Origin of the sequence: Streptomyces iranensis, assembly GCF_017874715.1 — a bacterium.
Classification (GTDB): domain Bacteria; phylum Actinomycetota; class Actinomycetes; order Streptomycetales; family Streptomycetaceae; genus Streptomyces; species Streptomyces iranensis.
The window spans coordinates 194416-218062 of sequence record NZ_JAGGLR010000007.1 but is presented as its reverse complement, the minus strand read 5'-3'; the positions used below and the strand labels follow the sequence as shown (position 1 = coordinate 218062).

Below are 23647 nucleotides of genomic sequence, written 5' to 3'. Positions count from 1 at the left end.
GACGCCCTCTCAGGACACCTGGACGTCCTCTTCGGCCACCTCGACGCCCTTTCAGGACACCTCGTCCTGGAGGGCCTCCGGAAGCGTGGTGTGGAAGGCCGGATGGGCGTGCAGCCGCCGTACATAGGCGCGCAGCTGCCCATGGCGGGAGACCCGGTCGGCCGCGTCGGCGTCCAGGAGCAGCCGGTGCTCGGTGTCCAGCTGGACCAGGGCCACCCACAGGTCCACATCGGCGGCGGTCAGCTCCTCGCCCAGGGCGTACGGCGCGGCCGTCAGCCCGCGGTCGAGCCGGCCGAGGGCGGTCAGCAGCCGCTCCAGCGCCGCGTCCCGGCACTCCGCCTCGGCTGAGGTCCCCGCCTGCCGGGCGGCGTGGATGATGTCCGCGTCGATGAGGTCCCGGAGGGCGTCGATGTCCGTGGCGAGGGCCGCCGGGCGCAGCAGGGGGCGTCCGGTTCCGCTGTCGTCGCTCAGATGGCCGGCGAGGTCGCGCAGGATGTCCGGCGCGTGATTGCTGACGACACGTCCGGTCCAGCGGTCGCACAGCGCGGGCGCGTCCACCGGTCCGCTGTAGCGGTGCCAGGTGGCCTCGTAGGCCCCGCGCAGTGCGGCGTACGCCTCGGGGGTGTCGTCCGGAAGCCCGATGAGGGTGGTGGCCACGGTGTCCCGCAGCCCGAGCAGATCGAGGGTGATGGAGACGCGCAGCGAGAGCGGACAGCTCGCGGAGAGATAGAGCCGATAGCGGTGCGGCACCGGATAGAAGCCACCGGCGAGGTCGACGCCGATGCGGCTGCGGAAGCGGTGCGGTGGCGCGGGCGGGGCGATCCGGGGGCGGGGCGAGCAGGGGTCGGGGTCGAGAAGAGCGGCGGGACCTGAACTGACCGGAAACGTCTCGGACATGGCTCTCCAAGGCAGTGACGAAAAGCCCCGGCCACCGCCGGTCGAGGGCGGCGCCGATGGCGCGACGGAAGGGAAGCCCACGCGGGACGGCCGCCGGGACGGTGCCGGGAAACACCCGACCCCCGGCGCGCGGGACCGCGCTCGGTGACCGTGTCGGCTCGGGCCGACTCAGAGAGCTGGACTGGAGGCGCTGCAGATGCGCAGCAGATCGATGTGCAGCCGTCTGGTCAGGAGGTGGAGCCGGCGGAGCGGGCGGAGCGGGGACAACGGACGGGGACGCCGACGTGCGCCGTCCCCGTGGCTGTCGGTCCTGGGCATCTCCACCGATCCCATCATCGGGGGCTCGCGAGGCAGCGAGACCGCGCTTGTCCCGTCCACACCGACGGAACCTGGTCGTCACCCGGGGGCACCCCGTCGCGGGAGAAGGGTTGCCTGTCAACGAGCCGGGGCCGATGACCCATCTGAGCGGGGGTTCCGCACGGTGGGCGCTGACAATCGTGACCGTCCCTGACAGTGTCGTCGCGCTCCGCGAGGGCGTCAACCCATGCCCAGGCGGCCAACACCGGCGGACGGTACGGCGGATGTACGGCGGCGCCCTGGCGCGACCGGCTCGGCGGTGGCGCGACCGGCTCAGCGGAACGGCCGGTCCGGGCCGCCGATGTCCCGCTCGATGAGGACCATGGCCGCGTCGTCCGCCAGCCGTCCCTCGGTGTGCCGGACCAGGGCGTGGCGCAGCCCGTCCAGGTACTCGGACGGGGTGGCGCGGTCCAGCGTCTCCATGGTCCGGTGCAGCGGAAAGAACTCGTTGTCGTTGTTGCGGGCCTCGACCACCCCGTCGGTGTGCAGCAACAGCCGGTCACCGGGCAGGAACGGAAAGGTCTCGACGCCGATCGCGGCCGGGCCGAGGAACTCCTCGAGGCCGAGCGGCGGCAGCGGGCGCGCCGGGTCCAGGGAGCGCACTTCGCGCTCGCGCATCACCAGGGGCGGCGGATGGCCGCGGTTGATCAGCTGGATCAGCGACTCGTCCGTCACCTGGGCGAGGAGCACGGTCACGAACTGCTCCTCCAGCTCCTGCGGATCCTGTAGCTGGGAGCGGTCCAGCAGCTCGTACTCGCGCGCCAGCGCGGCCGCACAGCGGTGCATCACCTCGGCGAGGTCCTGCTCGTAGTGCACCGCCTCCCGGAACGCGCCCACGACGGCCGCGGCGGACCGCACCGCGGCCAGCCCCTTTCCCCGCACATCGCCGACGATCAGCCGCACTCCGTAGCGGGTGCACATCGCCTCGTAGAGGTCCCCGCCGATCTGCGCACCGCGCTCGGCCGCCAGATAGACGCTGGCGGTGTTCACCACGCCCATCCGGGCGGGCAGCGGCCGCAGCACCACGTTCTGCGACACCTCGGCGATCCGGCGGATATGGGCCAGCTCGCGGTCCCGGCGCACCCGCACCGCGCTGGTCGCCACGCTCGCCACCGCCACCACCAGCAGGGCCAGCAGATTCGTGTACACCTGCGGGGTGCCCCAGGCGTCGTTGTGGATGGCGGTGATCGCGCTGACCACGCCCGCCAGCACCGCCACCCCGACGGTGCCGACCGGCCCCATGGTCACCGCCGCCAGCGCCGGCGCCGGGGAGAGCAGGGGGCCGGTGTAGAGGGTGTGCGCGGGGGAGAGCTCGATGCTGAATACCGCGGCCAGGACCAGGAACGGCAGACACCGTGTGATCGCGAACAGCGTCTGGCTGCGACCGCTCACCCCCGGGGCGGCGCGCATGAATCGCATAATTGGGTACTTTATCCGATGAAGACCCCCGAACGGGGGTGCTCTCCACAACGCGCTACGGAAGCCCCGGGCGTAGCCTGACGCTATGCCCGAGCTTCCGGACGTCGAGGGGTTCCGGCGGACGCTCGCCTCCTGCGCCCAGGGCCACCGCGTCGAGCGGGCGGAGGTGGCCGATCCGGGGGTACTGCACGGGGTGACCGCGCAGCGGCTGAAGCGCGACCTCAAGGGCCGCCGCTTCGCGGCACCGCGCCGCCACGGCAAGTGGCTGATCGCCCCCACCGACGGGCCCACCGTCGTGCTCCACTTCGGCATGACCGGGCGGCTGGTCTGCGGGGCGGACTCCGAACCGGCCGGCCGGTTCCAGCGCGTCGCCTTCGACCTCGACGACGGCCACCGCCTCGGCTATGAGGACCAGCGCAAACTCCAGGGCATCTGGCTCGCCGCCACCGACGACGACATCGACCGGATCATCGGCGATCAGGGCCCGGACGCGCTCTCGCTGAGCCGGGCCGATCTGGACCGGCTGCTGGAGGGGCGGCGCGGACGCGTCAAGGCCACCCTGACCGACCAGGCCGTGATCGCCGGACTCGGCAATCTGCTCGGCGACGAGATTCTGTGGCACGCCCGGATCCATCCGCGGCGGCCGGTGAACGCGCTGACCGACGACGAGCGCGATGGGCTCCACAGCGCGCTGCGCGAGGTGCTGCGCGCCTCGGTACGGGCGGGGCGGGTGCCGGACGACCCGGACTGGCTCACCGGGCAGCGCGACGATCCGGATCCGCACTGCCCCCGCTGCGGCAATCCGCTGCGCCGCGGCCGGATCGCGGGGCGGACCAGCCTGTGGTGCCCCCACTGCCAACAGGAGGCCGCCTGACGGCCGACCGGGCCCCCCGTACCCCGTCGGCGCCACCTGCGCCCCGCCCGCGCACCCGTGCCCCGTCGGCGCCACCTGCGCCCCGCCCGCGCATTCGTGCCCCGTCGGCGCCACCTGCGCCCCGCCCGCGCATTCGTGCTTCGTCGGCGCCGCCAGCGCACTCGTGCACCGCCCGCGACCCCGCGTCCCGCCCGCCCCTCCCGACGTGGCGTCGCGCCCGCCCCTCCCGACGTGGCGTCGCGCCCGGCCCTCCCGACGTGGCGTCCCGCCCGGCCCTCCCGACGTGGCCGGTGGTCAGGGGATGTAGGCCGTGTAGGACATCACGTCGCCCGCCTTCACCCGGTACTCGGGATCGTCCCGGCTGAAGGTCTCCTCGATGTCCAGCACCCCGCCGTCGTCCGGGTCGAGGACGATCAGGTAACGGCTGCCGGGGGTGCCGGTGAACCGGAATCCCTGCCCCTCCCGGCCGAGCCGGTCGGTGACCTCGCCCGCCGGGCGGAGCCCCTCGAGCCCGGAGAGCAGGGTGACGATGTCCGCCCTCTGGCGCGGTCCCGGGGTCCACACCGTGCGGAAGGACCCGATGGCCGAGAGCAGCTCTTCCGGGTCGCGGTCGGCGCCCGGGGACCAGACGGCGAGATACTCGCGCAGCGCGGAGGCACCGGCCGGGGGGTCCTCGAAGTAGCTCTGGTTGGCGCCGTTGATACCGGGCGGATAGCGCTCCTCGCTCAGCACCTTGCCGTCGTGGACCGTACGCGGCGGGGGACCGTCCTCGATCACCGGGCGGCCCGGATGGCGCGGATCGGTGGCCACCTCCAGCGTGGAACCGCTGCCGTCCGCGTTCCAGCGGGTCAGCGACTCCCGGGGCAGCGTCACCGCGTCCTCGCCCGATTTCATGCTCAGCGCCCAGCTCTGGAAATGGCTGCCCCGCTCGCTCTTCCCCGGGGACTCCTCGGCCGCCGCCCGCGCCCGCCGGGCGATCTCGGCGATCGATACGTCCGCCCGGGAGGCATGCGCCACCAGCGGCAGTGGCCTGGGCGCGGCCACGGCGGGGGAGGAGCCGGTGCCCGAGACGGTCAGCGCCAGGGCGACGACCGTCGCGGCCGCCGCGGCCCCCAGGCTCCAGACCGCGCGCCGCCGGACGGTACGGCGCCGCCGGTCCCGGGACGGCAGCCGCCGCAGCAGCAGCTCGGCCCGCGCGTCCAGCGGCCGGTCCCGCCAGGGGCCGGTGTCGGCGGACACGGGGTCGGCCTCGCGGAGCAGATCCAGTTCGTCGGTCATGCGTGTCCATCCTTGCCGGCCCTGTCAGCCCTCTGGGACCTGTCGCCCCTGCCGCTCGTGCACCCCAGCGAGACCCGGTCGTCCCGGCGCAGGGTCTCTATCTGCTCCCGCAGCCGCTGCCGCGCCCGGTGCAGCCGCATCGCCGCGGCGGACCGGCCGCACCCCAGCACGGTGCTGAGCTCCTCGACGGTCAGCTCCTCCCACGCCGTCAGCCGCAGCACCTCCTGGTCGGCCTCGGCGAGCCGGGACAGCGCCTCCAGCACCCAGGAGCCCGGCCGCTCCGCGTCCGGGCTCGCCACGGTGCGCGCGCCGCGCGTCACCTCGTGGTGGCCCAGTTTGAGCAGCAGTCTGCGGTAACGGCCCTTGCCGCGCACCGTGTTGGCCAGGCAGTGCCGGGCCACCCCGTACAGCCACGGCAGCGGCGACTCGGGCAGTTCGGCCCGGCGCCGCCAGGCCACCGCGAAGACCTCGGCGACCACTTCCTCGACGTCCCATGCCTGGTCGTCCAGCCGCCGTGCCACAAAACGGCTGACCGCCCAGTAATGCTCACGGTAGGCGGCGTCGAAGGCGTCGTCGGTGCTCATGATCCGAAGGTGTCCGGCACACCACAGATCATCACACCTCGCGGCGGGCAATCCTGACCGGCCGTCGGAGTGACGATCCACGGGGTGCCGGACACCTAGCGGTCATGAGGAACAACACCGTTGTCGCGGCGGCGCCGGCCGCCCCGCCGTCGCGCCGCCCCGGGCCGGGGGCCACGGCCGTGAAGTGGCTGACCACCACCGATCACAAGACGATCGGCACGCTCTACCTGATCACCTCGTTCGCCTTCTTCTGTATCGGCGGGGTGATGGCGCTGCTGATGCGCGCCGAGCTGGCCCGCCCGGGTACGCAGATCATGTCGAACGAGCAGTTCAACCAGGCGTTCACCATGCATGGCACGATCATGCTGCTGATGTTCGCCACCCCGCTGTTCGCGGGGTTCGCCAACTGGATCATGCCGCTGCAGATCGGTGCGCCCGATGTGGCGTTCCCGCGGCTGAACATGCTGGCGTACTGGCTGTATCTCTTCGGCTCGCTGATTGCGGTGGGCGGGTTCCTGACCCCGCAGGGCGCGGCCGACTTCGGCTGGTTCGCCTACTCCCCGCTGTCGGACGCGGTCCGCTCACCCGGTGTCGGCGCGGATATGTGGATCATGGGTCTGGCCCTCTCCGGCTTCGGCACCATCCTCGGCTCGGTCAACTTCATCACCACGATCATCTGTATGCGCGCTCCGGGCATGACGATGTTCCGCATGCCGATCTTCACCTGGAACGTGCTGCTGACCGGTGTGCTGGTGCTGCTGGCCTTTCCGGTGCTCGCGGCGGCGCTGTTCGCCCTGGAGGCGGACCGCCAATTCGGGGCGCATGTCTTCGACGCGGCCAATGGCGGGGCGCTGCTCTGGCAGCATCTCTTCTGGTTCTTCGGCCATCCCGAGGTCTATATCATCGCGCTGCCGTTCTTCGGCATCATCTCCGAGGTCATTCCGGTGTTCTCCCGGAAGCCGATGTTCGGCTATATCTCGCTCATCGCGGCGACGATTTCCATCGCCGGCCTTTCGGTCACCGTCTGGGCGCACCACATGTATGTCACCGGCGGTGTGCTGCTGCCGTTCTTCTCCTTCATGACGTTCCTGATCGCGGTGCCGACCGGCATCAAGTTCTTCAACTGGATCGGCACGATGTGGCAGGGGTCGCTGAGCTTCGAGACCCCGATGCTCTGGGCGGTCGGCTTCCTGATCACCTTCGTCTTCGGCGGTCTGACCGGTGTGATCCTGGCCTCGCCGCCGATGGACTTCCATGTCTCGGACACCTACTTCGTGGTCGCCCACTTCCACTACGTCATCTTCGGCACCGTGGTCTTCGCCATGTTCGCCGGATTCCACTTCTGGTGGCCCAAGTTCACCGGCAAGATGCTCGACGAACGGCTGGGAAAGATCACCTTCTGGACCCTCTTCCTCGGCTTCCACGGCACGTTCCTGGTGCAGCACTGGCTCGGCGCCGAAGGAATGCTGCGCAGAATTCCCGACTATCTGGCGGCCGACGGCTTCACCACCCTGAACACCATCTCGACCATCAGCTCCTTCGTCCTCGGCCTGTCGTTCCTGCCGTTCCTCTACAACGTCTGGAAGACTGCCAAGTACGGCGAGAAGATCGTCACCGACGATCCCTGGGGCTATGGACGTTCGCTGGAATGGGCGACCTCCTGCCCGCCGCCGCGCCATAACTTCGTCAGCCTGCCGAAGATCCGTTCCGAATCGCCCGCGTTCGATCTGCACCATCCCGATGTCGGCCAGAAGGAGAGTGTGGCGTGAGTATGGCCAGAGCCGCCGAGCCCCCCGGTATCGCCGCCGGTATCAACCAGATCGAGGGCTATCTGCTGCTGCAGGGCGAGCGGGACGCGGCCCGGGAGCGGGCCCGCCGCCTCACCGGTCGGCTCGACTGGCTGACCTCCGCCCAGCGGGCGGAGGTCGAGCGGGTCTACATCCAGGACCAGCTGGCCGTCACCGAGCAGACCCTGCGCACCGTGGTGCGGCGCTGCGAGGAGCTGCGGGCGGAGTACCAGGAGGTCTACCGGACGCTGCGCCGCCGGCTGCTGCTGGCCTGCCTCCTCGGGGCCGCGGCCCTCGCCGGCGGCGTCGCCGCCGCCCTCACCGTGCGGTAGGCCCCGTCTCGGTCGGGACCGGAACCGCCCCCGACCCGGGGCCGAAGTCGAACCAGGCCGGGGGCGCGTCGCCCAGCGCCTGGCCGGTGTAGTGGCTCCAGAGCTCGGCGACCCGCTGGACACGGGCGTTCTTCAAGGGGATCTGCTTCCGCTTCTTGGCGTCCTCGCCGAAGAGGGCGACCGCGGTGACCAGGTCCGGGGTGTAACCGACGTACCAGGCCGCCCTCTTGTCGTCGGAGACCCCGCCCTTGCCCGCCGAGGGCCGTTTGACGGCGCGTACCGCGGTCGCTCCGCCGTCCTCGATGAGGCCGCGGGTGATCAGCTGGGCGGCCGCGGGGGCGATCGCCTGGTCGCCCACCGCCTTCGGCGGCCCGGCCGTCTCGTCGCCGCGCCGGGCGGACTTCACGATGCTCGGGGTGACCCGCTTGCCCTGGTGGTCGAACGAGGCGTAGACACCGGCCATCCGCAGCGGGCTCGAACCCATCAGCCCCAGCCCGACCGACTCCTTGGTGGCGAAGCCGCCGCCGTCGGTGTCCATGCCCAGCGCCCCGGCGGTGCGCTTGACCTCCGGCAACCCGCCGGCGGTGGCCCCGTCCCGCATCTTGGCGTCCAGGGACGAGGCGGTGGTGACCGGTTCGAAGACGGGGCCCACCTGGTAGTCGCCGCGGGTCGCGTTGGACAGATAGTGCCGGGTGTAGTCCCGGCCGCCGTAGAGCGCGACGATCCGCCCGTTCCTCGGGTCCACCGAGACCGCGCCGCCCTGGGTGGCGGCCGCGTCCGCACGGGCCCGCTTGCCCTTGGCGGAGCCGTCGAGGCCCTGGTGCATCGTCTCTTCCAGCGCCCGCTGTTTGGCCGGATCGACGTTGAGGGTGATGGTCCAGCCGCCCGCGGCGAGCTCCTGCTCGCTGACGCCCGAGGCGATCAGCTCATTGCGGGCCGCCTCCACGAGATACCCGGCCTGGCCGCCGAGGCCGGGGGCGGGCTCGGGGGCCACCGGCACGGGGAAGCGCATCCGCTTCCGCTCCGCGGGGTCCAGCCAGTGCATGTCCACCATGTTGTCCAGCACGTAGTTCCAGCGCCGGGTGACCAGGCGCTTCGCCTTGGGGCTCGCGACGGCCCAGTCGTACTGGCTGGGGGCCTGCACCAGCGCCGCGAGGTACGCGCCCTGCTCGACGGTGAGGTCGTCCACGTCCTTGTCGTAGTACGCGCGGGCGGCGGCCTGGACGCCGTAGGCGACGCGGCCGAAGTAGCTGGTGTTCAGATACCCCGCGAGGATGTCCTCCTTGGAGTTGCGCTGGTCGACCTTGAGGGAGATGACCAGCTCCTTGATCTTGCGGGTGGCGGTCTGCTCCTGGCTCAGGTAGTAGTTCTTGACGTACTGCTGGGTGATGGTCGAGCCGCCCTGAGTGCCCTTGCCCGTCACGGTGTTGACCAGCCCCCGCAGGATGCCCATCGGGTCCACGCCGGAGTCCTTGTAGAAGGACTTGTTCTCGGCCGCCACGAACGCGTGCTGCACACCGGTGGGCACCCGGTCGAGGGTGACCATCTCGCGGTTGATCTCGCCGGTGCGGGCGAGGATCGTGCCGTCGCTGAACTTGTAGACGTTGCTCTGCGCCTTCGCCTGCGCGTTGGCCCTGGGGATGTCGATCGAGTAGTAGAGCACCGTGAACGCCCCGATCAGCAGGGCCAACAGGGCGGCCAGATAGGCCAGCAGCTTCCGCCACGTGAAGAACCGCCGGATGCCGGTGCGCTTCCGCCTGCCGCGCCCTCTCGCTCCGCGCCGCCGGCCGGGGGGTCTGGTGTCCCGCGGCGTCTGCTCCGAGTCCGGTGTGAACCGTACGCGTAGTGCCGTCAGGGGACCTGCCATGCCGATTGCTCCTCCGTCGATCCCGGCCGCGAGGGTTCGCGCGGGTCGGCGCCATCCTCCTCAGGGAAGATCTTCGGAACCGCAACGAGCGGTCTCGGCGGGGGCTCGGCCGGGTCTCGACTTCCGCTCGACGGTGTATCAGCCGTGTATCGGTCCGGGCTCCGGCCGTTCGGGCTGCTCGGGCAGGCGCAGGGTGGCGACCGCGCCGCCGTCCGGTGCGTTGCCGAACTCCAGCGTGGCGCCGATGACCTGAGCCTGGCCGACCGCGATGGTCAGCCCGAGGCCATGGCCCCGGCCCCGCTCCCGGACCCCGGTGCGGAACCGCTGCGGGCCCTTCTCCAGCAGATCGTCCGGAAAGCCGGTGCCGTGGTCGCGGACCGTCACGGTCCGGCCGTCCGCCGCCACCGTCACCTCGACCGGTTCGCGGCCGTGACGGTGGGCGTTGACCACGAGATTGGCGACGATACGGGTCAGCCTGCGGGGGTCCGTCCACACCTTCGGGCCGTCCGTGACGTCCTGCTGCCTGGTGTCCTCGCCGTCCTGCTGCCCGGTGTTCTGCTGCCCGGTGTCCTCCTGGCCGGTGTCCTCCGCCGCGCCGGTCCGCAGCCGTGCCGACAGCCCGGTGCCCGCGATGGCCTCCTCGAGCACCGGCCCCAGGGGGCAGGGGGACAGATCGGCCTCCTCCGCCCCCGCGTCCAGCCGGGAGATCTCCAGCAGCTCCTCGACCAGCGTGCTCAGCACCCGCACCCGGTCGCGTACATACCCGGCCGCCTCACCCGGCGGCAGCAGTTCGGCGGCGGTGACCAGACCCATCAGCGGAGTACGCAGCTCATGCGCCACATCGGCGGTGAACCGCTGCTCGTCGAGCAGCCGCTCCTGCAGCGCGGCGGCCATCGAGTCCACGGCCCCGGAGATCTCGGCGATCTCGTCGTGCGGGCGGGCGGCGGGGGAGATCCGGGCGTCCAGGTCCCCGGCCGCGATCCGCCGCGCGGTGGCCGCCGCCAGTCGCAGCCGCCGGCTCATCCGCTCGGCGGTCAGCACGCCCAGCGGCAGCACCACGGCGGTGGTCATCAGCCCGGCCAGGATGATGTTGGTGTCCAGCGCGCCGATGTCGCGCATCGCGGTGCTCACGTCGAGGCGTACGGACAGGACTTGGTCATCGGCGGGCCGGGCCGCCCACATCGCGGGTCCGCCCGGACCGGTGGTGAACTCGGTGCCCTGATGGCCCTTTTCCACCAGGCGCCGCAGATCCCCGGGGAGTCCGGGCGCGTCCAGCACCGCCCCGGAGCCCTGGACGGCGCCGGTGCGGGCGTAGATGACCGCCGCGCGGTCGAGCGTGGTCCGGGCCCCGTCGCGTGCCTGGGACAGTTCGCGATCGCGCGAGGCGTGGTGCACCAGCACCCCCACCGCGGCCGCGGCGGCACAGGTCGCCGCCGCCACCAGGGCGACGATCCGCCATCTCAGCGTCATCGTCAGCGCCGCAACTTGTAGCCGAAGCCGCGGACCGTCTCGATCCGTTCGGCGCCTATCTTGGCCCGCAGCCGCTGCACATGGAGGTCGACCACACGGGTGTCGCCCTGCCACGCGTGGTCCCAGACCCGGCTGAGCAGCGTACGGCGCTCCAGCACCACACCGGGCGAGCCGGCGAACTCCAGCAGCATCCGCAGTTCGGTGGGGGTCAGGGCCAGCGGCTCTCCCGCCCGGCGCACCTCCATGCCGAGGGTGTCGATGGTCAGATCGCCGAAGACGAGGGTGTCCGGACCGGCCGCGCCGTCCCCCTCCGGAGCCCCGCCGCGCGCCTCGGCGCGCGAGGCGCGGGCCACGGGGGTGAAGGAGGCGCGGCGCAGCAGCGAGCGGATACGGGCCACCAGGACCGCGCTCTCGCACGGCTTGACCACATAGTCGTCGGCGCCCGCCTCGAGACCGGAGACCACGTCCAGGGAGTCACCGCGCGCGGACATCATCAGGATCGGCGCCAGGCTGAACTCGCGGACCCTGCGGCACAGTCCGATGCCGTCCAGCTCGGGCAGCATCACATCCAGCAGCAGCAGATCGGGCTGTCTCTCCCGGAAGATCTCCAGCCCGGTGAGGCCGTCGCCCGCGGTGGACACGGTGAAGCCGTACCGCTCCAGGGCCATCCGCACCGTATTGCGGATCACCTCGTCGTCCTCGACGAGCAGCAGATGCGCCTCGGTCGGGGAGCTCGGGCCGGGCGGGGTGAAGGCGGTGGTCATCGCGTCGTCCTCGTCTCCGTACGGGTACCCGTGTCCGCGGCCGTGCCGGTGCTGCTCGGCACGGCCTCCGGTGCGGCGCCGGGGTCGGCGGTCCGGGCGGCCGCGCCCTCCCCCGGGGCCGGGGGCCGGGTGGCCGCGCCGTCCTCCGGGACGGGGGTCCGGGTGGCCGTGCCGCCATCGGGCGTCACGGCCGCCATGACGGTGCCGTTCCAGCGGAAGCGGGTGGTGACCCGGCCGTCCCCGCCGATCGCGGAGATCAGCAGATCGCGGCCGAAGGTTTCGCCGGTGAGTCCGGGCGGGCCCCAGTAGATCAGCACGGGGCGGACCGTGCGGCCCGAGGCGGTGTAGACCTGGAGCAGCGTCCGTTCGAACGCCGGCAGATCGGCCGCCACCACCAGTTCGTCCCGGCCGTCACCGGTCAGATCGGGGTGGGCGGTGTCCCGCAGCGGGCAGCGGCTGCCGTCCGGGCACAGGGAGACCTCCTTCTGTATCACCGACGGCACATTGGGGTCGTGGAGCAGCAGGTTCTTCGCGGACAGGGCGGCCAGTCCGCCCGAGGGCACCTTGACCTTGTCCACCGGCAGATAGCGGGCGAAGTCGGACTTCTCGCGGGGCGTGGTCACGGCCGGGGGGGTGTACCGGGGCCACAGCGGAACCGCGCTGGCCGGTGCCGAGAGCGAGGGCGCCGCGCCGTCGTCCCGCACCCCCGCCTGGGCCGCGCACCCCGCGGCGGTCACGGCGGCGCAGGCGGCCACCACGGCGGGCAGGAGGGCGCGGGGGAGCCTGGGGCGGGGGCGTCGTCGCGCGGTGCGCGATCCGGTGGGGAGTGAACGCATGGCCGTCTCAGCCTACTGAGCGACAGAGGTGTGCCACGCGGGACCCGTGAGGTATCGGCCGGATCGCGGGGCCCGTGAGGTGTCGGCCGGGCCGCGGGACCCGTGAGGTGTCGGCCGGGCCGCGGGAGTCATGGCGTATCTGCCGGGCCGCCGAAGACGACAGGCCCGGGGCGGCACTGCCCCGGGCCTGTTCCGTGTGACGCGGCGTCACATGACGTGCGTCACTTGATGAATTCCGGGCGAACGCGGGCCGGCCAGGTGCCGACGGTCAGCATGCCCGCCGCGTAGGCGCGCGAGACCAAGGCCGCCCGGTTGGGTGCCTTCATCTTCCGCAACATGGATCCCACGTGGTATTCGACGCCCTGCCTGCTGAGATAGAGCTTGGCGGCCATCTGCACGGTCGACGCGCCGGTGGCCACGCCCTCGAGTATCCGGGCCTCCAGCGGCGACAGCAGCTTCTGGCTGGTGGGGGTCGGTTCCTCCTCTGGTCGTTCGTCATCCGGTTTGACCATTACGACGATGGCCGCGAGCCGGTCGGACCGGCCCTGGATGGCCGTGCCGGTCAGCTTGCCCGAGAACACCTGGCCCCGCGCGTGGTAGCCGAGGACGCGCTCGGTGAAGCGGGTGCGCCGCCCGTCGTGCAGCCGCGAGAAGTGTTCCCGCAGGACGGAGGGGGTGCTGGGGTGCAGCAGGTCGAACAGGCTGCGGCCGCACAACTCGGCGGACGAGGCGCCGAAGTGTCGGAAGAAGTCCTCGTCCCCGGCTACCACATGGAGGTTGGGGGCGAGCGTGGCCATTCCGGTGGCGTGCCGCGAGGCGGCGGACACTGCCTGTCCGGGCATTCGAGGGGCACTCTGAGCGCTGTGGGGGAGGGCCAAGAGGAGTCACCGCTTTCGGTCGGTTCGTGACGGAGTGGTCAGTCCGTCTCGGGTGAACCCCCAGGTGACGGAGGGTCGGCGCATCGCGGCCACGCAATACGCCGGACCCCAGGGGGAATTCAGTGACGGGTGTTAGGCCCGCTTCCTGGTGTATACCAACGCTACAGTGACTGTGGGGTGCCCGTTTCCAACAGAGTTGTGCCCGTTTTTTGACCGTTTTGCGGACGAAATCGATGTGGCACGAAGCCGCTGGTCGAGGCGTTACGCCGCGGCCTTGGCGGACCTACGCGTTTGCGAACGGCTGCCGGAACGGGCTCTCTTCGAACTCGAGCGGCCCGCCGTGCGAGCCCCGCCGCGGGCTGTGCCGCGCTGCTCGGACGGCTCGGCCATGATGCCGCCCTTGCGCAGCACCGCGTAACCGACCCCGATGCCGAGGGCCACCGGCCATTCGATGACCTCCACGGCACCCAGTGCCCCGAGCCCCACGTACAGCGGGAGTCCGCCCTTGGCGGGCAGCACCCGGCGGGCCATCTCGATCGGCTTCATCGCCACCTTGGCCGCACCACCGGTCGCGCGGGTGGTGGCGTGGCCGACCGTCCCGAAGGTCTCCATCGTGGCGTGGCCCACGGTGTCGAGGGTTTCCCTGGTGGCGTGGCCGACGGTGTCGAACCCCTCCTTCGTGGCGTGGCCCATGGCGTTGAACGTGGGCACCGTGACGGTCAGGCGGCGCCTGCCGTCGCTGCGCGATGTCTCCATGGGGCCCTTCGCGGCCTTCGCCGTCCGCTGCCGCTGTGTGGTCTTCGACGGCCTGGTGGACTTCGTCGTCCTCTTGGCCTGCGACGGCTTCGAGGTGGCCGACTTGGCCTGCGAGGGCTTCGAGGTGGCCGACGTGGTCTGGGACTTCGTCGTCGACTTGCCGCCGCGCGCCGGTGATGCCGTCTTCTTCGCGGCGGTCGGGGAACTGCGCTTGCGTGAAGTAGCGGGAGTGGTCACTGGTCTCACGTCCACACGGTGATCGGAATCTTCTTCCCTTTTCAGGGTAATCGTGATGAACCGGGCAGGCCGCCCGGAGAGCGGAGGTCCCTCGATGTCACCGCTGCCGTCGCTGTCAGCACTGCGCCTGTCCCTGCCGCCCTCGCTGCTGCTCGCGCCCATCAAGAGCGGTGTGGCCGCGGGCGTGCGGGATGCCGCCGGAGCCGTCGGACGGCTGGTCCGGCCCTCCGAGCGCGGCATCTGGTCCTACCCGGGGCGGTACTACATCGAGGTCCGCGGGGTGCACGGCATCGGTGGCGAGCAGGTGGCCCGCCGGGTGGAGCGGGCGCTCGAGGAGCATCCGCGGGTGGGGTGGGCTCGGGTGAACGCGCCCTCCGAGCGGGTCGTGGTGGCCGTGGGCAAGCCGCCCCCGTCCGAACTGGACCTGATCGCCCGGATCGAGCGCGCGGAGGTCCAGGCGCCCGTCGGGCCCACCGAGGAGTTCGACGAATGGGCCCCCGAGCCGCGCCACCCCTCCGGCGGCGCCAGGGAGGCCCAGTCGCTGGCCGTCGTGGCAGCGGACGTGGTGGGCCTGGGCGTGGCCACCGCCCTGCGCCTGGCCCCCTGGCTCAAGCTGCCCACCGAGGTGGCCGCCACCATGTCCGCCATCCAGAACCACCCCCGCCTGCGGCGCCTCGCCCTGGCCATCACCCGGGGCCGGCCGACCGAGGCGACGCTGCCGGTGCTGAGCGCGCTGACCCAGGGCGTGGCCACCCGGGGCGGCGGGCTCGCGCTCGACCTCATCCAGCGGATGGCCCTGTGGCGGGAGGCGGAGGCGGAGGGCCGGGCCTGGGCCGCGATGGAGCCGCACCTGGTGCACGGCCCCCAGGACGTGGTGGCCGAGCCCATCGTGGTCGAGCGGCCCGGACCGTCCCCCAAGGACGCCGTGGAGCGCTTCGCGGAGCGCTCCATGGCCGCGGGGGCCGTGGCCGGCGCCCTCACCGCGCCCTTCGCCGGCCCGCGCCGCGGGTTCGCCGTCGGGTTCTCCTCCGTGCCCAAGGCGCCGGGGGCGGGCCGGGAGGGGTTCGCGACCAGCCTCGGCCGGTTCCTGGCGCTGCGCGGCGTCCTGGCCATGGATCGCAGCTCGCTGCGGCGGCTGGGCCAGGTCGACACCGTGGTGCTGGACGAGGCGGCGCTGCGCGGCGACCGCTACGAGCCCATCGACCTGGAACTCCTCGGCGGCGCCGACCCCGAGCGGACCGCCGGGCGGCTCTTCGACCTCTTCGACTCCGATGAGCCCCTGGAGACCCGCCGCGGCAACGGATGGGTGCTCGGCGCCCTGGACACGCTGGAGCTGACGGGCCGCACCGGGCAGCAGACCGCGGCGAGGCTCCGCCGCAGGGGCAGCGAGCGGGTGCTCGGCCTGGCCCGGGGGAGCAAGCTCCAGGCGGTGGTGGGCCTCGCCCCGCAGACCGTGCCCGGCGCCGAGGCCGTGGCGGCCGCCGCCCGGCGGGCGGGGTCCCGCATCGTCCTGGCCACCGACCGGCAGCAGCCCACGGACATCACCTTCGCCGACGCGGTGGTGCCCTCCGGCGGCCGTCTGGTGGCCTCCGTACGCTCCCTCCAGGCCGACGGCGCCGTGGTGCTGCTGCTCTCCGGCAGCCGCCGGGCCCTGGGGGCCGCCGACTGCGGCATCGGGGTGCACCGCGACGGCGAGCCCCCCGCCTGGGGCGCCCATCTGCTCGTCGGCGCGGACCTGGAGTCGGCCGGGCTCATCGTGGACGCCGTCGGCGTGGCCGCGCGGGTCGACCGGGAGAGCGCCCTGCTGTCCGCCGGGGGCAGCGCCATCGGCGCGGTGGCCGCCCTCCAGGCGCCCCCGGACCAGGCCACCGCGCGCGGCGCGGCGTCGGGCACCACCGCGGGGACCCTGGCCTTCGCCCTGGGCAACTGGCGGGCGCGCCAACTCCTCGCCCGCCCCATGGACCCGCCGGTGACCACCACCCCCTGGCATCTGATGCCCGTCCCCCGGGTGCTGGAGCGGCTGCGGACCGGGCCCGACGGGCTGACCCCGGAGGCGGCGGCGTCCCGCACCGCGCAGGGGCCGCGCCGGGGCGAGCCCACCGGCACCACCCTGCCCGCCGCGTTCATCGAGGAGCTCGCCAACCCGCTCACCCCCGTCCTGGCCGCCGGGGCGGCCCTGGCCGCCGCCGTGGGCTCGCGCACCGACGCCGCGCTGGTGGCCGCCATCACCGGCATCTCCGCGCTCGTCGGCGGATTCCAGCGGGTCAGGACCGAGCGGGCGCTCTCCGAGCTGTTCGCCCGGTCGGCGATCGGCGCCCGGGTCCGCAGGGGCGGTACGGAACGCCTGGTGACCGCCGGGGACCTGGTCCCCGGCGACATCGTCGTACTGGGCCCGGAGGACGTGGTGCCCGCCGACTGCCGGGTGCTGGAGGCCGAGGGGCTCGAGGTCGACGAGTCCTCGCTGACCGGCGAGTCCCTTCCCGTGCAAAAGTCCCCGGCACCGGTCGTCGCCGCCCACATCACCCAGCGCCGCTCGATGCTCTACGAGGGCACCACGATCTCCGCGGGGCGGGCCGTGGCCGTCGTCGTGGCCACTGGACCGGCCACCGAGGTCGGCCGCAGCCTGGCCACCGCCCGCCAGGCCGCCCCCGTCACCGGTGTCGAGGCCCGGCTGACCGCGCTCACCCGGTCCAGCGTGCCCATCGCGGTCGGGTCCGCCGCCGCGGTCGCCGGCGCCGGGCTGCTGCACGGCCTGCCGCCCACCGAGAACCTCGCCTCCGCCGTCAACCTCGCCGTGGCGTCCGTCCCCGAGGGGCTTCCGTTCCTGGTCAACGCCGCCCAGCTGGCCGCCGCCCGGCGACTGGCCGACCTCGGCGCCCTGGTCCGCAATCCGCGCACCATCGAGGCGCTCGGCCGCGCCGACGTGCTGTGCTTCGACAAGACCGGGACCCTCACCGAGGGCACCCTCCAGCTCGCGGCCGTCAGCGACGGCGGCGGCCCGCTCCCCGCCGACCGGCTCGACGCGCCCCGTAAGGCCGTGCTCGCCGCCGCCCTGCGCGCGACCCCGCCGGCCCGTCAGGCCGAGCCCATGGCGCACCAGACCGACCGCGCGGTGAGCGTCGGGGCGCGCCGGGCCGGGGTCGGGGTGCGGCGCGGCGCGGCCCGCTGGCGCCGTACCGACTCGCTGCCCTTCGAACCCTCCCGCGCCTACCACGCCACCGCCGGGCGCACCCCGCACGGCGCCCTGCTCAGCGTCAAGGGAGCGCCCGAGGGCGTCCTGGAGCGGGTCGTCCGGCGGCGCACACCGGGCACCGGACGGGCCACCCCACTGGACGCGGAGGACATCAAGAAGCTGGCCGAGGCCGCCGAGGAGCTGGCCGGAGCGGGGCGGCGGGTGCTGGCGGTGGCCGAGCGCCCGATGCGGGAGGGCGAGAACCTTACCGACGACACCGTGCGGGACCTGGACTTCCTCGGCTTCATCGCGCTCGCCGACCCCGTCCGCACCAGCGCCGGCCCGGCCACCGAGCGGCTGCGCGAGGCGGGCGTGCAGACGGTGATGCTCACCGGCGACCACCCCGCCACCGCGGACGCCATCGCGGCCACCATCATGGACGTCCCCGAGCCCAAGGTGAGCACCGGTCCGGAGCTGGACGAGATGGACGACGAGCGGCTGGACGAGCTGCTGCCCACGGTGGACGTGATCGCCCGGTGCAGCCCGCACCACAAGGTCCGCATCGTCCAGGCGTATCAGCGCCTCGGCCGGGTGGTGGCCATGACCGGCGACGGCGCCAACGACGCCCCCGCGATCCGGCTCGCGGACGTCGGGATCGCCCTCGGCCGGCGCGGCACCCCCGCCGCGACCGCCGCGGCGGACCTGGTCGTCACCGATGACCGCCTGGAGACCATCGTCTCGGCCCTGATGGAGGGGCGCGCCATGTGGGCCTCGGTCCGGGCCGCCCTCGCCATCCTCATCGGCGGCAACTTCGGCGAGGTCACCTTCAGCGTGGCGGCCTCCGCCCTGACCGGCACCACACCCCTGAGCGCACGTCAGATCATGCTGGTCAACCTGCTGACCGACCTCGCGCCCGCGCTCGCCATCGCGGTGCGCGAACCCACCGGGCACACCGGCGAACGGCTGCTCAAGGAGGGCCCCAGCCGCTCGCTGGGCGTGGCGCTCACCAAGGAGATGCTGCTGCGGGGCGTCATCACGGCCGCCGGGGCCGGACTGGCGTGGACCGGCGCCCGGGTCACCGGCCGGGGCCGCCGGGCCAGTACGGTGGCGCTCGCCGCCCTGGTCGGCACCCAGCTGGCGCAGACGCTGACGACGGGCGGCCTGGACCGGCACGTCCTGATCGCCGGCCTGGGCTCCGCCGCGGTGCTCGCCGCCATCATCCAGACCCCGGGCGTCAGCCAGTTCTTCGGCTGCACCCCGCTCGGCCCGTTCGCCTGGGCCATCACTCTGGGCTCCATCACCGTGGCCACCCTGTTCGGCCCCGTCCTCGCGCCGATGCTGCACCTCGACAGGACGCCGCCCGGGGAGGCGGCGGAGGAGCGTACGGACGCCGCGGACGGGCCGGCGGCCGCCGCACCGCGGTGAGAACCGAACCTCTTGCGCCGCCCGGCCCGAGCGATAGTGTTGAATGTCCCGGTTTGAGATGGCGGGGGCGGGTCGGTGCGGAGGAGGGCGTGATGCGGAGCCGAGAGAGGTATGAGCTGGTCTTCCTGGATACGGCCGCCCCGGACCCGGGAGCCGAGGACGTCGTGGTGGTGCACCGCACGGAGAGCAGCGGTCCGGGCGGCCACCCCGTGTACGTGGACGACACCGGCATCGTGCGGGCGGAGATCAGCGACCGCGCGGAGGTACGCATGATCGCCAGCGGCGGTCATCAGGTGCACGCCGCCGCGGTCAGTGCCCGCCCGGTGTCCTGAGTCACCCGTCCGGCGCCCCGAGCCGTCTGTCGTCTCCGCAGGTCGGGGCCGTTGTCAGTGGGGCCCGCTAGGTTTGGCGCCGATGGGAGTCCGAAGAGCGATCGAAGCGATCGAGGTGCGGCGATGAGTGATGTGGCGGCGGTGGACGGCGCGGCCGGTGTCGAGCTCCGGTTGGAGCCGTACCGCACGCAGCTGACCGGTTACTGCTATCGGATGCTGGGCTCGGCCTTCGAGGCCGAGGACGCCGTCCAGGAGACGATGGTGCGCGCCTGGCGGGGGCTGGACCGCTTCGAGGGCCGGTCCGCGCTGCGGTCGTGGCTCTACCGCATCGCCACCAATGTCTGCCTGGACATGCTCAGCGGGAGCAAGCGCCGCGCCCGGCCCATGGATCTGACCTCCGCGGCCACCCCGTTCCCGGCCACGCTCGCCGAGCAGCCGGAGGCCACCTGGATCGGGCCGGTCCCGGACGGCCAGGTGCTGCCGGACAGGGGAGACCCCGCCGAGGTCGCGGCCCAGCGGGACGCGGTGCGGCTCGCGTTCATCGCCGCGCTCCAGCATCTGGCGCCCCGCCAGCGGGCGGTGCTGATCCTGCGCGAGGTGCTGGCCTGGAAGGCGAGCGAGGTCGCCGAGCTGCTGGGCACCACCGTCGCGTCGGTCAACAGCGCGCTGCAGCGCGCCCGAGCCACCCTCGCCGCGAGCCAGGTCAGCGACTCCGACCCGGTCAAGCCGCTGGACGAGGAGCAGCGCGCGCTGCTGGCCCGCTATGTGGATGCCTTCGAGCGCTATGACCTGGACTCCCTCACCGCCCTGCTGCACGAGGACGCCACGCTCTCCATGCCGCCGTACGAGCTGTGGCTGCGCGGCCACGAGGACATCCGCCAGTGGCTGCTGGGCCATGGCATCGGCTGCCGCGGCTCCCGTCTGGTGCCGACCGTGGCCAACGGCATGCCCGCCTTCGGCCAGTACCGCCCGGGTGGCCTCGACGGCCGCCATGAGCCCTGGGCGCTCCAGGTCCTGGAGATATCAGGGGGCCGGATCACCGGGCTCAACTCCTTCCTGGACACCGAGCGCCTCTTCCCGCTGTTCGGCCTCCCCGCCTGGCTCGGGCCCGAGGGCGTGGCCTGACGTCGCGGGGGTCGTCAGGGCCTCGTCCAGCCCCGTCCAGGCGAGCAGCCGCCGCAGCTCGCCGCGGGCGTTGCGGAGCTGGATCCCGCGCCCCAGCCGGCCGGCGGTCAGCCGCAGCCGGGACAGGGCCTCGACCACGGCCAGGTCCGGCCGCCCCACCCCGCCGACGTCCACGGTGACCGGCCCCGGACCGGCCCGCCGCGCCAGCGCGGTCAGCCGTTCGCACAGCCGCGCCACCTCGGCGCGGGTGACCGGGTGGACCAGCACCAGCACGGCCGGGGGCGGCATGGGCGGATTCTCGGGCTCGGGACCGGTCAACGTCCACCTCCTGTCGCGGCGTTCACCGGTGCAGACCGCCCGGCCCGGGAAAAATCATCGGGGAACACGCGGCTGTGCCGCACGCTCCCCGACGATGGCGGGTCAGTTGTTCTGGACGAACTGCTTCGCAAGGCCGTCGCCGACCGACACGGCCTTGTCGTGGTTCTCGATGGGGGAGACGGAGGAGTTCTTGAACAGGATGTACGTCACCCCCGACTCGGCGCCGCCGGTCTCCGGGTCGGGGTCGATGCCGAGCGCGTTGGCCGTGGCGTAGGACGCCTCACCGATGATCGCCGTCGGCCCGGTGTCGCCCACCACCGCGTACTCGACCTTGTTGTTGTAGATGACCGCGACCACACCGCCGCCCTTGATGCCGGCCTGCCGGTAGTCCCAGGTGGAGCTCGGGCTCGGCACCACGACATACGGCAGCTTGTCGGCGATGAGGGGCTTGCCGTCGGACTGGTGGAAGGCGGTGTCGTCCTGGAACCACGGATCGGTGTCCTCGTTGCACCGGGAGGTCACCTGGCCATCGCAGTCGACGTCCATGTCGGCCTTCCAGAAGACCGCCCCATTGGCACCGCAGACCGGGATGGTGGCCGATGTCTCCTCGTCGGTGCGGTACTTGCCACTGGATATCTGGGAACAGCTCTGCACCTTGGCGAGCAGCTGCGCCGCGGTGACCGTGCCCTCCTTGGTGGACGCGGGGGCCGGCGCGGGGCCCCGGGTGTTGGCGTGGGCGCCGGCGGTGACGGAGCCGGCCAGCAGACCGGCCGTGGCGATCACGAACGCGAAACGCTTGCGCATAGGACACCCCTTTGTTAGGAACCTTTCCTAACCTCGACTGGGGCATCTTGGGTGAGTTGATAAGCTCATGTCAATACGCAATACGTTGCACCGCGGAAGCTGCTGCGTATTGCCGCGCGAATCGTCGGCGTTCGCAGCGACTTCGCGCAAACGCTGTCAGCGTGTGATTCCCGGGCGCGTGATGCCCGGATCGTGGCTCTCCTGCGTGATCCTCAGGGCGTGGCCCGCACCAGCTTCAGCAGCCGCGTCACCTCGCGCGCCACCGCGTCCCGTGCGGCCGCGACATACTTGCGCGGGTCGACCACCTCGGGGTGGCCGGCCAGATGGTCGCGGATCGCCCGGGTGTATGCCACGTTCAGATGGGTGGCGATGTTCACCTTCGTCAGCCCCGCCTCCACCGCCCGGGTCAGATCCGACTCGGGCACCCCGGAGGAGCCGTGCAGCACCAGCGGTACCGGCACGGCCGCACGCAACGCCGCGACCAGCGGCAGATCCACCACCGCGGCCTTGACGACCATGGCGTGCGAGGTGCCCACCGCGACCGCGAGCGCGTCCACTCCCGTGGCCGACACATAGGCGGCGGCCTCGGCCGGGTCGGTCCTGGCGCCCGGCGCGTGGACGCCGTCCTTGCCGCCCACCTCGCCCAACTCGGCCTCCACCCACACCCCGTGGGCATGGCAGCCGGCCGCCACCTCTGCGGTCGCCGCCACATTGCCGTCGTAGTCCAGGGCCGAGGCGTCGAACATCACCGAGCCGAAGCCGAGGTCCACCGCCTCCCGCACCAGCTCCGGCCCGGTGGCGTGGTCCAGATGCACGGCCACCGGCACCCGCGCCGCGCGGGCCACCTCCACGGTCGCCCGCCCGATGGCGGCCAGGGCGCCGTGATAACGCACCGCGTTCTCGCTGATCTGGAGGATCACCGGCGCGCCCGCCGCCTCCGCCCCGGCCACGATGGCCTGGGCGTGCTCGATCTGGATGACATTGAACGCACCCGCGCCGAGCCCGGCCCGTGCGGCCGCCCCGACGATCTCCCCGGTGGCCACCAGCGGCATCTACCGGCTCCTTCCGCCCGTTCCCGTGTTCCGACCCTGTCCCGTACCCCGCGGACCGCCCGTCTCCGCGCGGACCGCCCGCACCACGCGCGGTCCGCCCGCACCACGCGCGGTCCGCCCGTCCCCGCTCGGCTCTGCTCAGCCGAGGATCACCGAGCGGGTGAGATGGCGCGGCTCGTCGGGGTCGAGCCCGCGGGCCGCCGCGATCGCGACCGCGAGCCGCTGCACCACCACCAGTTCGGCCAGCGGGTCGCGGCCGTAGCCGGCGACCCGGCCACCGGTGCGGGTGATCTCCTCGTCCGCCACATCCGACGCCCCCTCGCCCAGCCACCACACCGCGCTCCGCGGGCCGGTCACGCTGATCGGGCCGTGCCGGTACTCCTTGGCCGGATACGCCTCGGTCCACGCCCCCGCCGCCTCGCGCATCTTGAGCGCGGCCTCCTGGGCGACTCCGTACGTCCAGCCCCGCCCGAGGAAGGTGAACTGCCCGGCGTCCACGAGCGGCCCGGCCAGCGGCTCGGCGAGCGCCGCCTCCCCGTCCGCCTCCAGGTGGTCCAGGGGCGCGTCCAAATGGGCGCGGAGCAGGGCGAGTTCGGTGGTGGCGAAGCGGGTCTGCACCACCGACCGCTCATCGGCGAAGTCGAGCACCACCGCGGCGTCCGCGGCGCCCACGACGGGTGAGTCGGGGACCGCCGTGACGACGGTGGTGGGCACCCGGCCGCGCACCGCGCCGAGCAGCTCCAGCACCTCGGTCGTGGTGCCGGACCGGGACAGCGCGACCACCCGGTCGTAGGCGCGGCCGAGTGGCATCTCCGACGCCGCGAACGCGTCCGTCTCGCCCTGGCCCGCCGCCTCGCGCAGCGCCGCGTACGACTGGGCGATGAACCACGAGGTGCCGCAGCCGACGACGGCGACCCGCTCACCCGCCCGGGGCAGCGCCGCCCGTACGGGCCCCTCCGGATCCCGGGCCAGGGCGATGGCGCGCCGCCAGCAGTCGGGCTGGCTCGCGATCTCGGCCTCGGTGTGGCTCATGGGACTCCCCTCGTCGCACGGATGACCCGAGCAGTATGGATGCGCGGAGTT

General features: G+C 72.9%; 21 protein-coding genes and 1 riboswitch. Of the genes, 7 read left to right on the top strand and 14 right to left on the bottom strand.

Annotated elements, in window-relative coordinates:
* Positions 1-51: 51 nt before the first annotated feature.
* Together J2Z30_RS14580 and J2Z30_RS14575 are read right to left on the bottom strand one after the other, a co-directional pair.
* The gene (locus J2Z30_RS14580; protein ID WP_063790856.1) at positions 52-897 is read right to left on the bottom strand and encodes a glutathione S-transferase C-terminal domain-containing protein; all 846 of its coding nucleotides are present in this window, start codon (positions 895-897) and stop codon (positions 52-54) included.
* 356 nt (positions 898-1253) lie between these two features.
* Positions 1254-1400, bottom strand: a riboswitch (SAM riboswitch).
* A 127-nt stretch (positions 1401-1527) separates the two neighbouring features.
* Positions 1528-2673, bottom strand: coding sequence for a PP2C family protein-serine/threonine phosphatase (locus J2Z30_RS14575; protein ID WP_044567884.1), 1146 nt, complete (start codon positions 2671-2673; stop codon positions 1528-1530).
* Positions 2674-2758: 85 nt separating this feature from the next.
* Between J2Z30_RS14575 and J2Z30_RS14570 the strand changes: the two genes are divergently transcribed.
* Positions 2759-3547: an Fpg/Nei family DNA glycosylase gene (locus J2Z30_RS14570; RefSeq protein WP_044567883.1), complete on the top strand. Its 789-nt coding sequence runs from the start codon at positions 2759-2761 to the stop codon at positions 3545-3547.
* A 294-nt stretch (positions 3548-3841) separates the two neighbouring features.
* On the opposite strand, the gene J2Z30_RS14565 is transcribed toward J2Z30_RS14570, so the two are convergent.
* The gene (locus J2Z30_RS14565) at positions 3842-4825 is read right to left on the bottom strand and encodes a CU044_5270 family protein (RefSeq protein ID WP_044567882.1); all 984 of its coding nucleotides are present in this window, start codon (positions 4823-4825) and stop codon (positions 3842-3844) included.
* Complete coding sequence (locus tag J2Z30_RS14560; protein ID WP_044567881.1) at positions 4822-5409, bottom strand: RNA polymerase sigma factor; 588 nt, start codon at positions 5407-5409, stop codon at positions 4822-4824. Before J2Z30_RS14560 ends, J2Z30_RS14565 begins: the two co-directional genes overlap by 4 nt.
* A 104-nt stretch (positions 5410-5513) precedes the next feature.
* Here J2Z30_RS14560 and ctaD point away from each other — a divergent pair, with 104 nt between their 5' ends.
* Together ctaD and J2Z30_RS14550 are read left to right on the top strand one after the other, a co-directional pair.
* Positions 5514-7178 carry an aa3-type cytochrome oxidase subunit I gene (gene ctaD, locus J2Z30_RS14555; protein ID WP_044567880.1) on the top strand — a complete coding sequence of 555 codons (1665 nt, stop codon included), beginning with the start codon at positions 5514-5516 and terminating at the stop codon, positions 7176-7178.
* Between the two features lie 2 nt (positions 7179-7180).
* The gene (locus J2Z30_RS14550; RefSeq protein WP_044567879.1) at positions 7181-7528 is read left to right on the top strand and encodes a hypothetical protein; all 348 of its coding nucleotides are present in this window, start codon (positions 7181-7183) and stop codon (positions 7526-7528) included.
* On the opposite strand, the gene J2Z30_RS14545 is transcribed toward J2Z30_RS14550, so the two are convergent.
* The 6 genes from J2Z30_RS14545 to J2Z30_RS14520 form a co-directional block, all read right to left on the bottom strand.
* On the bottom strand, positions 7515-9395 hold the full coding sequence (locus J2Z30_RS14545) for a transglycosylase domain-containing protein (RefSeq protein WP_044567878.1): 1881 nt from the start codon (positions 9393-9395) through the stop codon (positions 7515-7517). The two genes, J2Z30_RS14550 and J2Z30_RS14545, sit on opposite strands and share 14 nt — an antisense overlap.
* Positions 9396-9533: 138 nt before the next feature.
* Positions 9534-10865, bottom strand: coding sequence for a sensor histidine kinase (locus tag J2Z30_RS14540; RefSeq protein WP_044567877.1), 1332 nt, complete (start codon positions 10863-10865; stop codon positions 9534-9536).
* A gap of 2 nt (positions 10866-10867) precedes the next feature.
* Positions 10868-11629, bottom strand: a complete 762-nt coding sequence (gene cseB / locus J2Z30_RS14535) for a two-component system response regulator CseB (RefSeq protein WP_044567876.1) — start codon at positions 11627-11629, stop codon at positions 10868-10870.
* Positions 11626-12465, bottom strand: coding sequence for a hypothetical protein (locus J2Z30_RS14530; RefSeq protein ID WP_044567875.1), 840 nt, complete (start codon positions 12463-12465; stop codon positions 11626-11628). The genes cseB and J2Z30_RS14530 overlap by 4 nt, the downstream gene beginning before the upstream one ends.
* Positions 12466-12686: 221 nt before the next feature.
* Positions 12687-13307, bottom strand: a complete 621-nt coding sequence (locus J2Z30_RS14525) for a LuxR C-terminal-related transcriptional regulator (RefSeq protein ID WP_052701196.1) — start codon at positions 13305-13307, stop codon at positions 12687-12689.
* A 297-nt stretch (positions 13308-13604) separates the two neighbouring features.
* Complete coding sequence (locus tag J2Z30_RS14520; protein WP_209468676.1) at positions 13605-14036, bottom strand: hypothetical protein; 432 nt, start codon at positions 14034-14036, stop codon at positions 13605-13607.
* Between J2Z30_RS14520 and J2Z30_RS14515 the strand changes: the two genes are divergently transcribed.
* The 4 genes from J2Z30_RS14515 to J2Z30_RS14500 all read left to right on the top strand — a co-directional run bounded on the left by J2Z30_RS14515 (position 14035) and on the right by J2Z30_RS14500 (position 20390).
* Positions 14035-14358, top strand: coding sequence for a hypothetical protein (locus J2Z30_RS14515; RefSeq protein ID WP_209468675.1), 324 nt, complete (start codon positions 14035-14037; stop codon positions 14356-14358). The two genes, J2Z30_RS14520 and J2Z30_RS14515, sit on opposite strands and share 2 nt — an antisense overlap.
* A 72-nt stretch (positions 14359-14430) precedes the next feature.
* Positions 14431-18933, top strand: coding sequence for a cation-translocating P-type ATPase (locus J2Z30_RS14510; RefSeq protein WP_044567873.1), 4503 nt, complete (start codon positions 14431-14433; stop codon positions 18931-18933).
* A gap of 92 nt (positions 18934-19025) precedes the next feature.
* A complete protein-coding gene (locus tag J2Z30_RS14505) occupies positions 19026-19265 on the top strand; it encodes a DUF6296 family protein (RefSeq protein WP_044567872.1) in 240 nt (79 codons plus the stop codon).
* Between the two features lie 123 nt (positions 19266-19388).
* Positions 19389-20390, top strand: coding sequence for a sigma-70 family RNA polymerase sigma factor (locus tag J2Z30_RS14500; protein ID WP_044567871.1), 1002 nt, complete (start codon positions 19389-19391; stop codon positions 20388-20390).
* On the opposite strand, the gene J2Z30_RS14495 is transcribed toward J2Z30_RS14500, so the two are convergent.
* The 4 genes from J2Z30_RS14495 to J2Z30_RS14480 all read right to left on the bottom strand — a co-directional run bounded on the left by J2Z30_RS14495 (position 20289) and on the right by J2Z30_RS14480 (position 23596).
* Entirely contained in the window at positions 20289-20708 is a 420-nt protein-coding gene (locus J2Z30_RS14495; protein WP_245387992.1) for an STAS domain-containing protein, read from the bottom strand. The genes J2Z30_RS14500 and J2Z30_RS14495 overlap by 102 nt on opposite strands.
* A 102-nt stretch (positions 20709-20810) precedes the next feature.
* Positions 20811-21512 carry a glycoside hydrolase family 75 protein gene (locus J2Z30_RS14490; protein ID WP_044567870.1) on the bottom strand — a complete coding sequence of 234 codons (702 nt, stop codon included), beginning with the start codon at positions 21510-21512 and terminating at the stop codon, positions 20811-20813.
* Positions 21513-21724: 212 nt separating this feature from the next.
* Complete coding sequence (locus tag J2Z30_RS14485) at positions 21725-22564, bottom strand: class II fructose-bisphosphate aldolase (protein WP_044567869.1); 840 nt, start codon at positions 22562-22564, stop codon at positions 21725-21727.
* A 138-nt stretch (positions 22565-22702) separates the two neighbouring features.
* Complete coding sequence (locus J2Z30_RS14480) at positions 22703-23596, bottom strand: SIS domain-containing protein (protein WP_044567868.1); 894 nt, start codon at positions 23594-23596, stop codon at positions 22703-22705.
* Between the last annotated feature and the right edge of the window lie 51 nt (positions 23597-23647).

What these genes read in the sequence shown, in the direction of transcription:
- J2Z30_RS14580 (WP_063790856.1), bottom strand. Translation starts at nt 897, where the DNA reads ATGTCCGAGACGTTTCCGGTCAGTTCAGGTCCCGCCGCTCTTCTCGAC.
- J2Z30_RS14575 (WP_044567884.1), bottom strand. Translation starts at nt 2,673, where the DNA reads ATGCGATTCATGCGCGCCGCCCCGGGGGTGAGCGGTCGCAGCCAGACG.
- J2Z30_RS14570 (WP_044567883.1), top strand. Translation starts at nt 2,759, where the DNA reads ATGCCCGAGCTTCCGGACGTCGAGGGGTTCCGGCGGACGCTCGCCTCC.
- J2Z30_RS14565 (WP_044567882.1), bottom strand. Translation starts at nt 4,825, where the DNA reads ATGACCGACGAACTGGATCTGCTCCGCGAGGCCGACCCCGTGTCCGCC.
- J2Z30_RS14560 (WP_044567881.1), bottom strand. Translation starts at nt 5,409, where the DNA reads ATGAGCACCGACGACGCCTTCGACGCCGCCTACCGTGAGCATTACTGG.
- ctaD (WP_044567880.1), top strand. Translation starts at nt 5,514, where the DNA reads ATGAGGAACAACACCGTTGTCGCGGCGGCGCCGGCCGCCCCGCCGTCG.
- J2Z30_RS14550 (WP_044567879.1), top strand. Translation starts at nt 7,181, where the DNA reads ATGGCCAGAGCCGCCGAGCCCCCCGGTATCGCCGCCGGTATCAACCAG.
- J2Z30_RS14545 (WP_044567878.1), bottom strand. Translation starts at nt 9,395, where the DNA reads ATGGCAGGTCCCCTGACGGCACTACGCGTACGGTTCACACCGGACTCG.
- J2Z30_RS14540 (WP_044567877.1), bottom strand. Translation starts at nt 10,865, where the DNA reads ATGACGCTGAGATGGCGGATCGTCGCCCTGGTGGCGGCGGCGACCTGT.
- cseB (WP_044567876.1), bottom strand. Translation starts at nt 11,629, where the DNA reads ATGACCACCGCCTTCACCCCGCCCGGCCCGAGCTCCCCGACCGAGGCG.
- J2Z30_RS14530 (WP_044567875.1), bottom strand. Translation starts at nt 12,465, where the DNA reads ATGCGTTCACTCCCCACCGGATCGCGCACCGCGCGACGACGCCCCCGC.
- J2Z30_RS14525 (WP_052701196.1), bottom strand. Translation starts at nt 13,307, where the DNA reads ATGCCCGGACAGGCAGTGTCCGCCGCCTCGCGGCACGCCACCGGAATG.
- J2Z30_RS14515 (WP_209468675.1), top strand. Translation starts at nt 14,035, where the DNA reads ATGGCGTTGAACGTGGGCACCGTGACGGTCAGGCGGCGCCTGCCGTCG.
- J2Z30_RS14520 (WP_209468676.1), bottom strand. Translation starts at nt 14,036, where the DNA reads ATGGGCCACGCCACGAAGGAGGGGTTCGACACCGTCGGCCACGCCACC.
- J2Z30_RS14510 (WP_044567873.1), top strand. Translation starts at nt 14,431, where the DNA reads ATGTCACCGCTGCCGTCGCTGTCAGCACTGCGCCTGTCCCTGCCGCCC.
- J2Z30_RS14505 (WP_044567872.1), top strand. Translation starts at nt 19,026, where the DNA reads ATGCGGAGCCGAGAGAGGTATGAGCTGGTCTTCCTGGATACGGCCGCC.
- J2Z30_RS14500 (WP_044567871.1), top strand. Translation starts at nt 19,389, where the DNA reads ATGAGTGATGTGGCGGCGGTGGACGGCGCGGCCGGTGTCGAGCTCCGG.
- J2Z30_RS14490 (WP_044567870.1), bottom strand. Translation starts at nt 21,512, where the DNA reads ATGCGCAAGCGTTTCGCGTTCGTGATCGCCACGGCCGGTCTGCTGGCC.
- J2Z30_RS14485 (WP_044567869.1), bottom strand. Translation starts at nt 22,564, where the DNA reads ATGCCGCTGGTGGCCACCGGGGAGATCGTCGGGGCGGCCGCACGGGCC.
- J2Z30_RS14480 (WP_044567868.1), bottom strand. Translation starts at nt 23,596, where the DNA reads ATGAGCCACACCGAGGCCGAGATCGCGAGCCAGCCCGACTGCTGGCGG.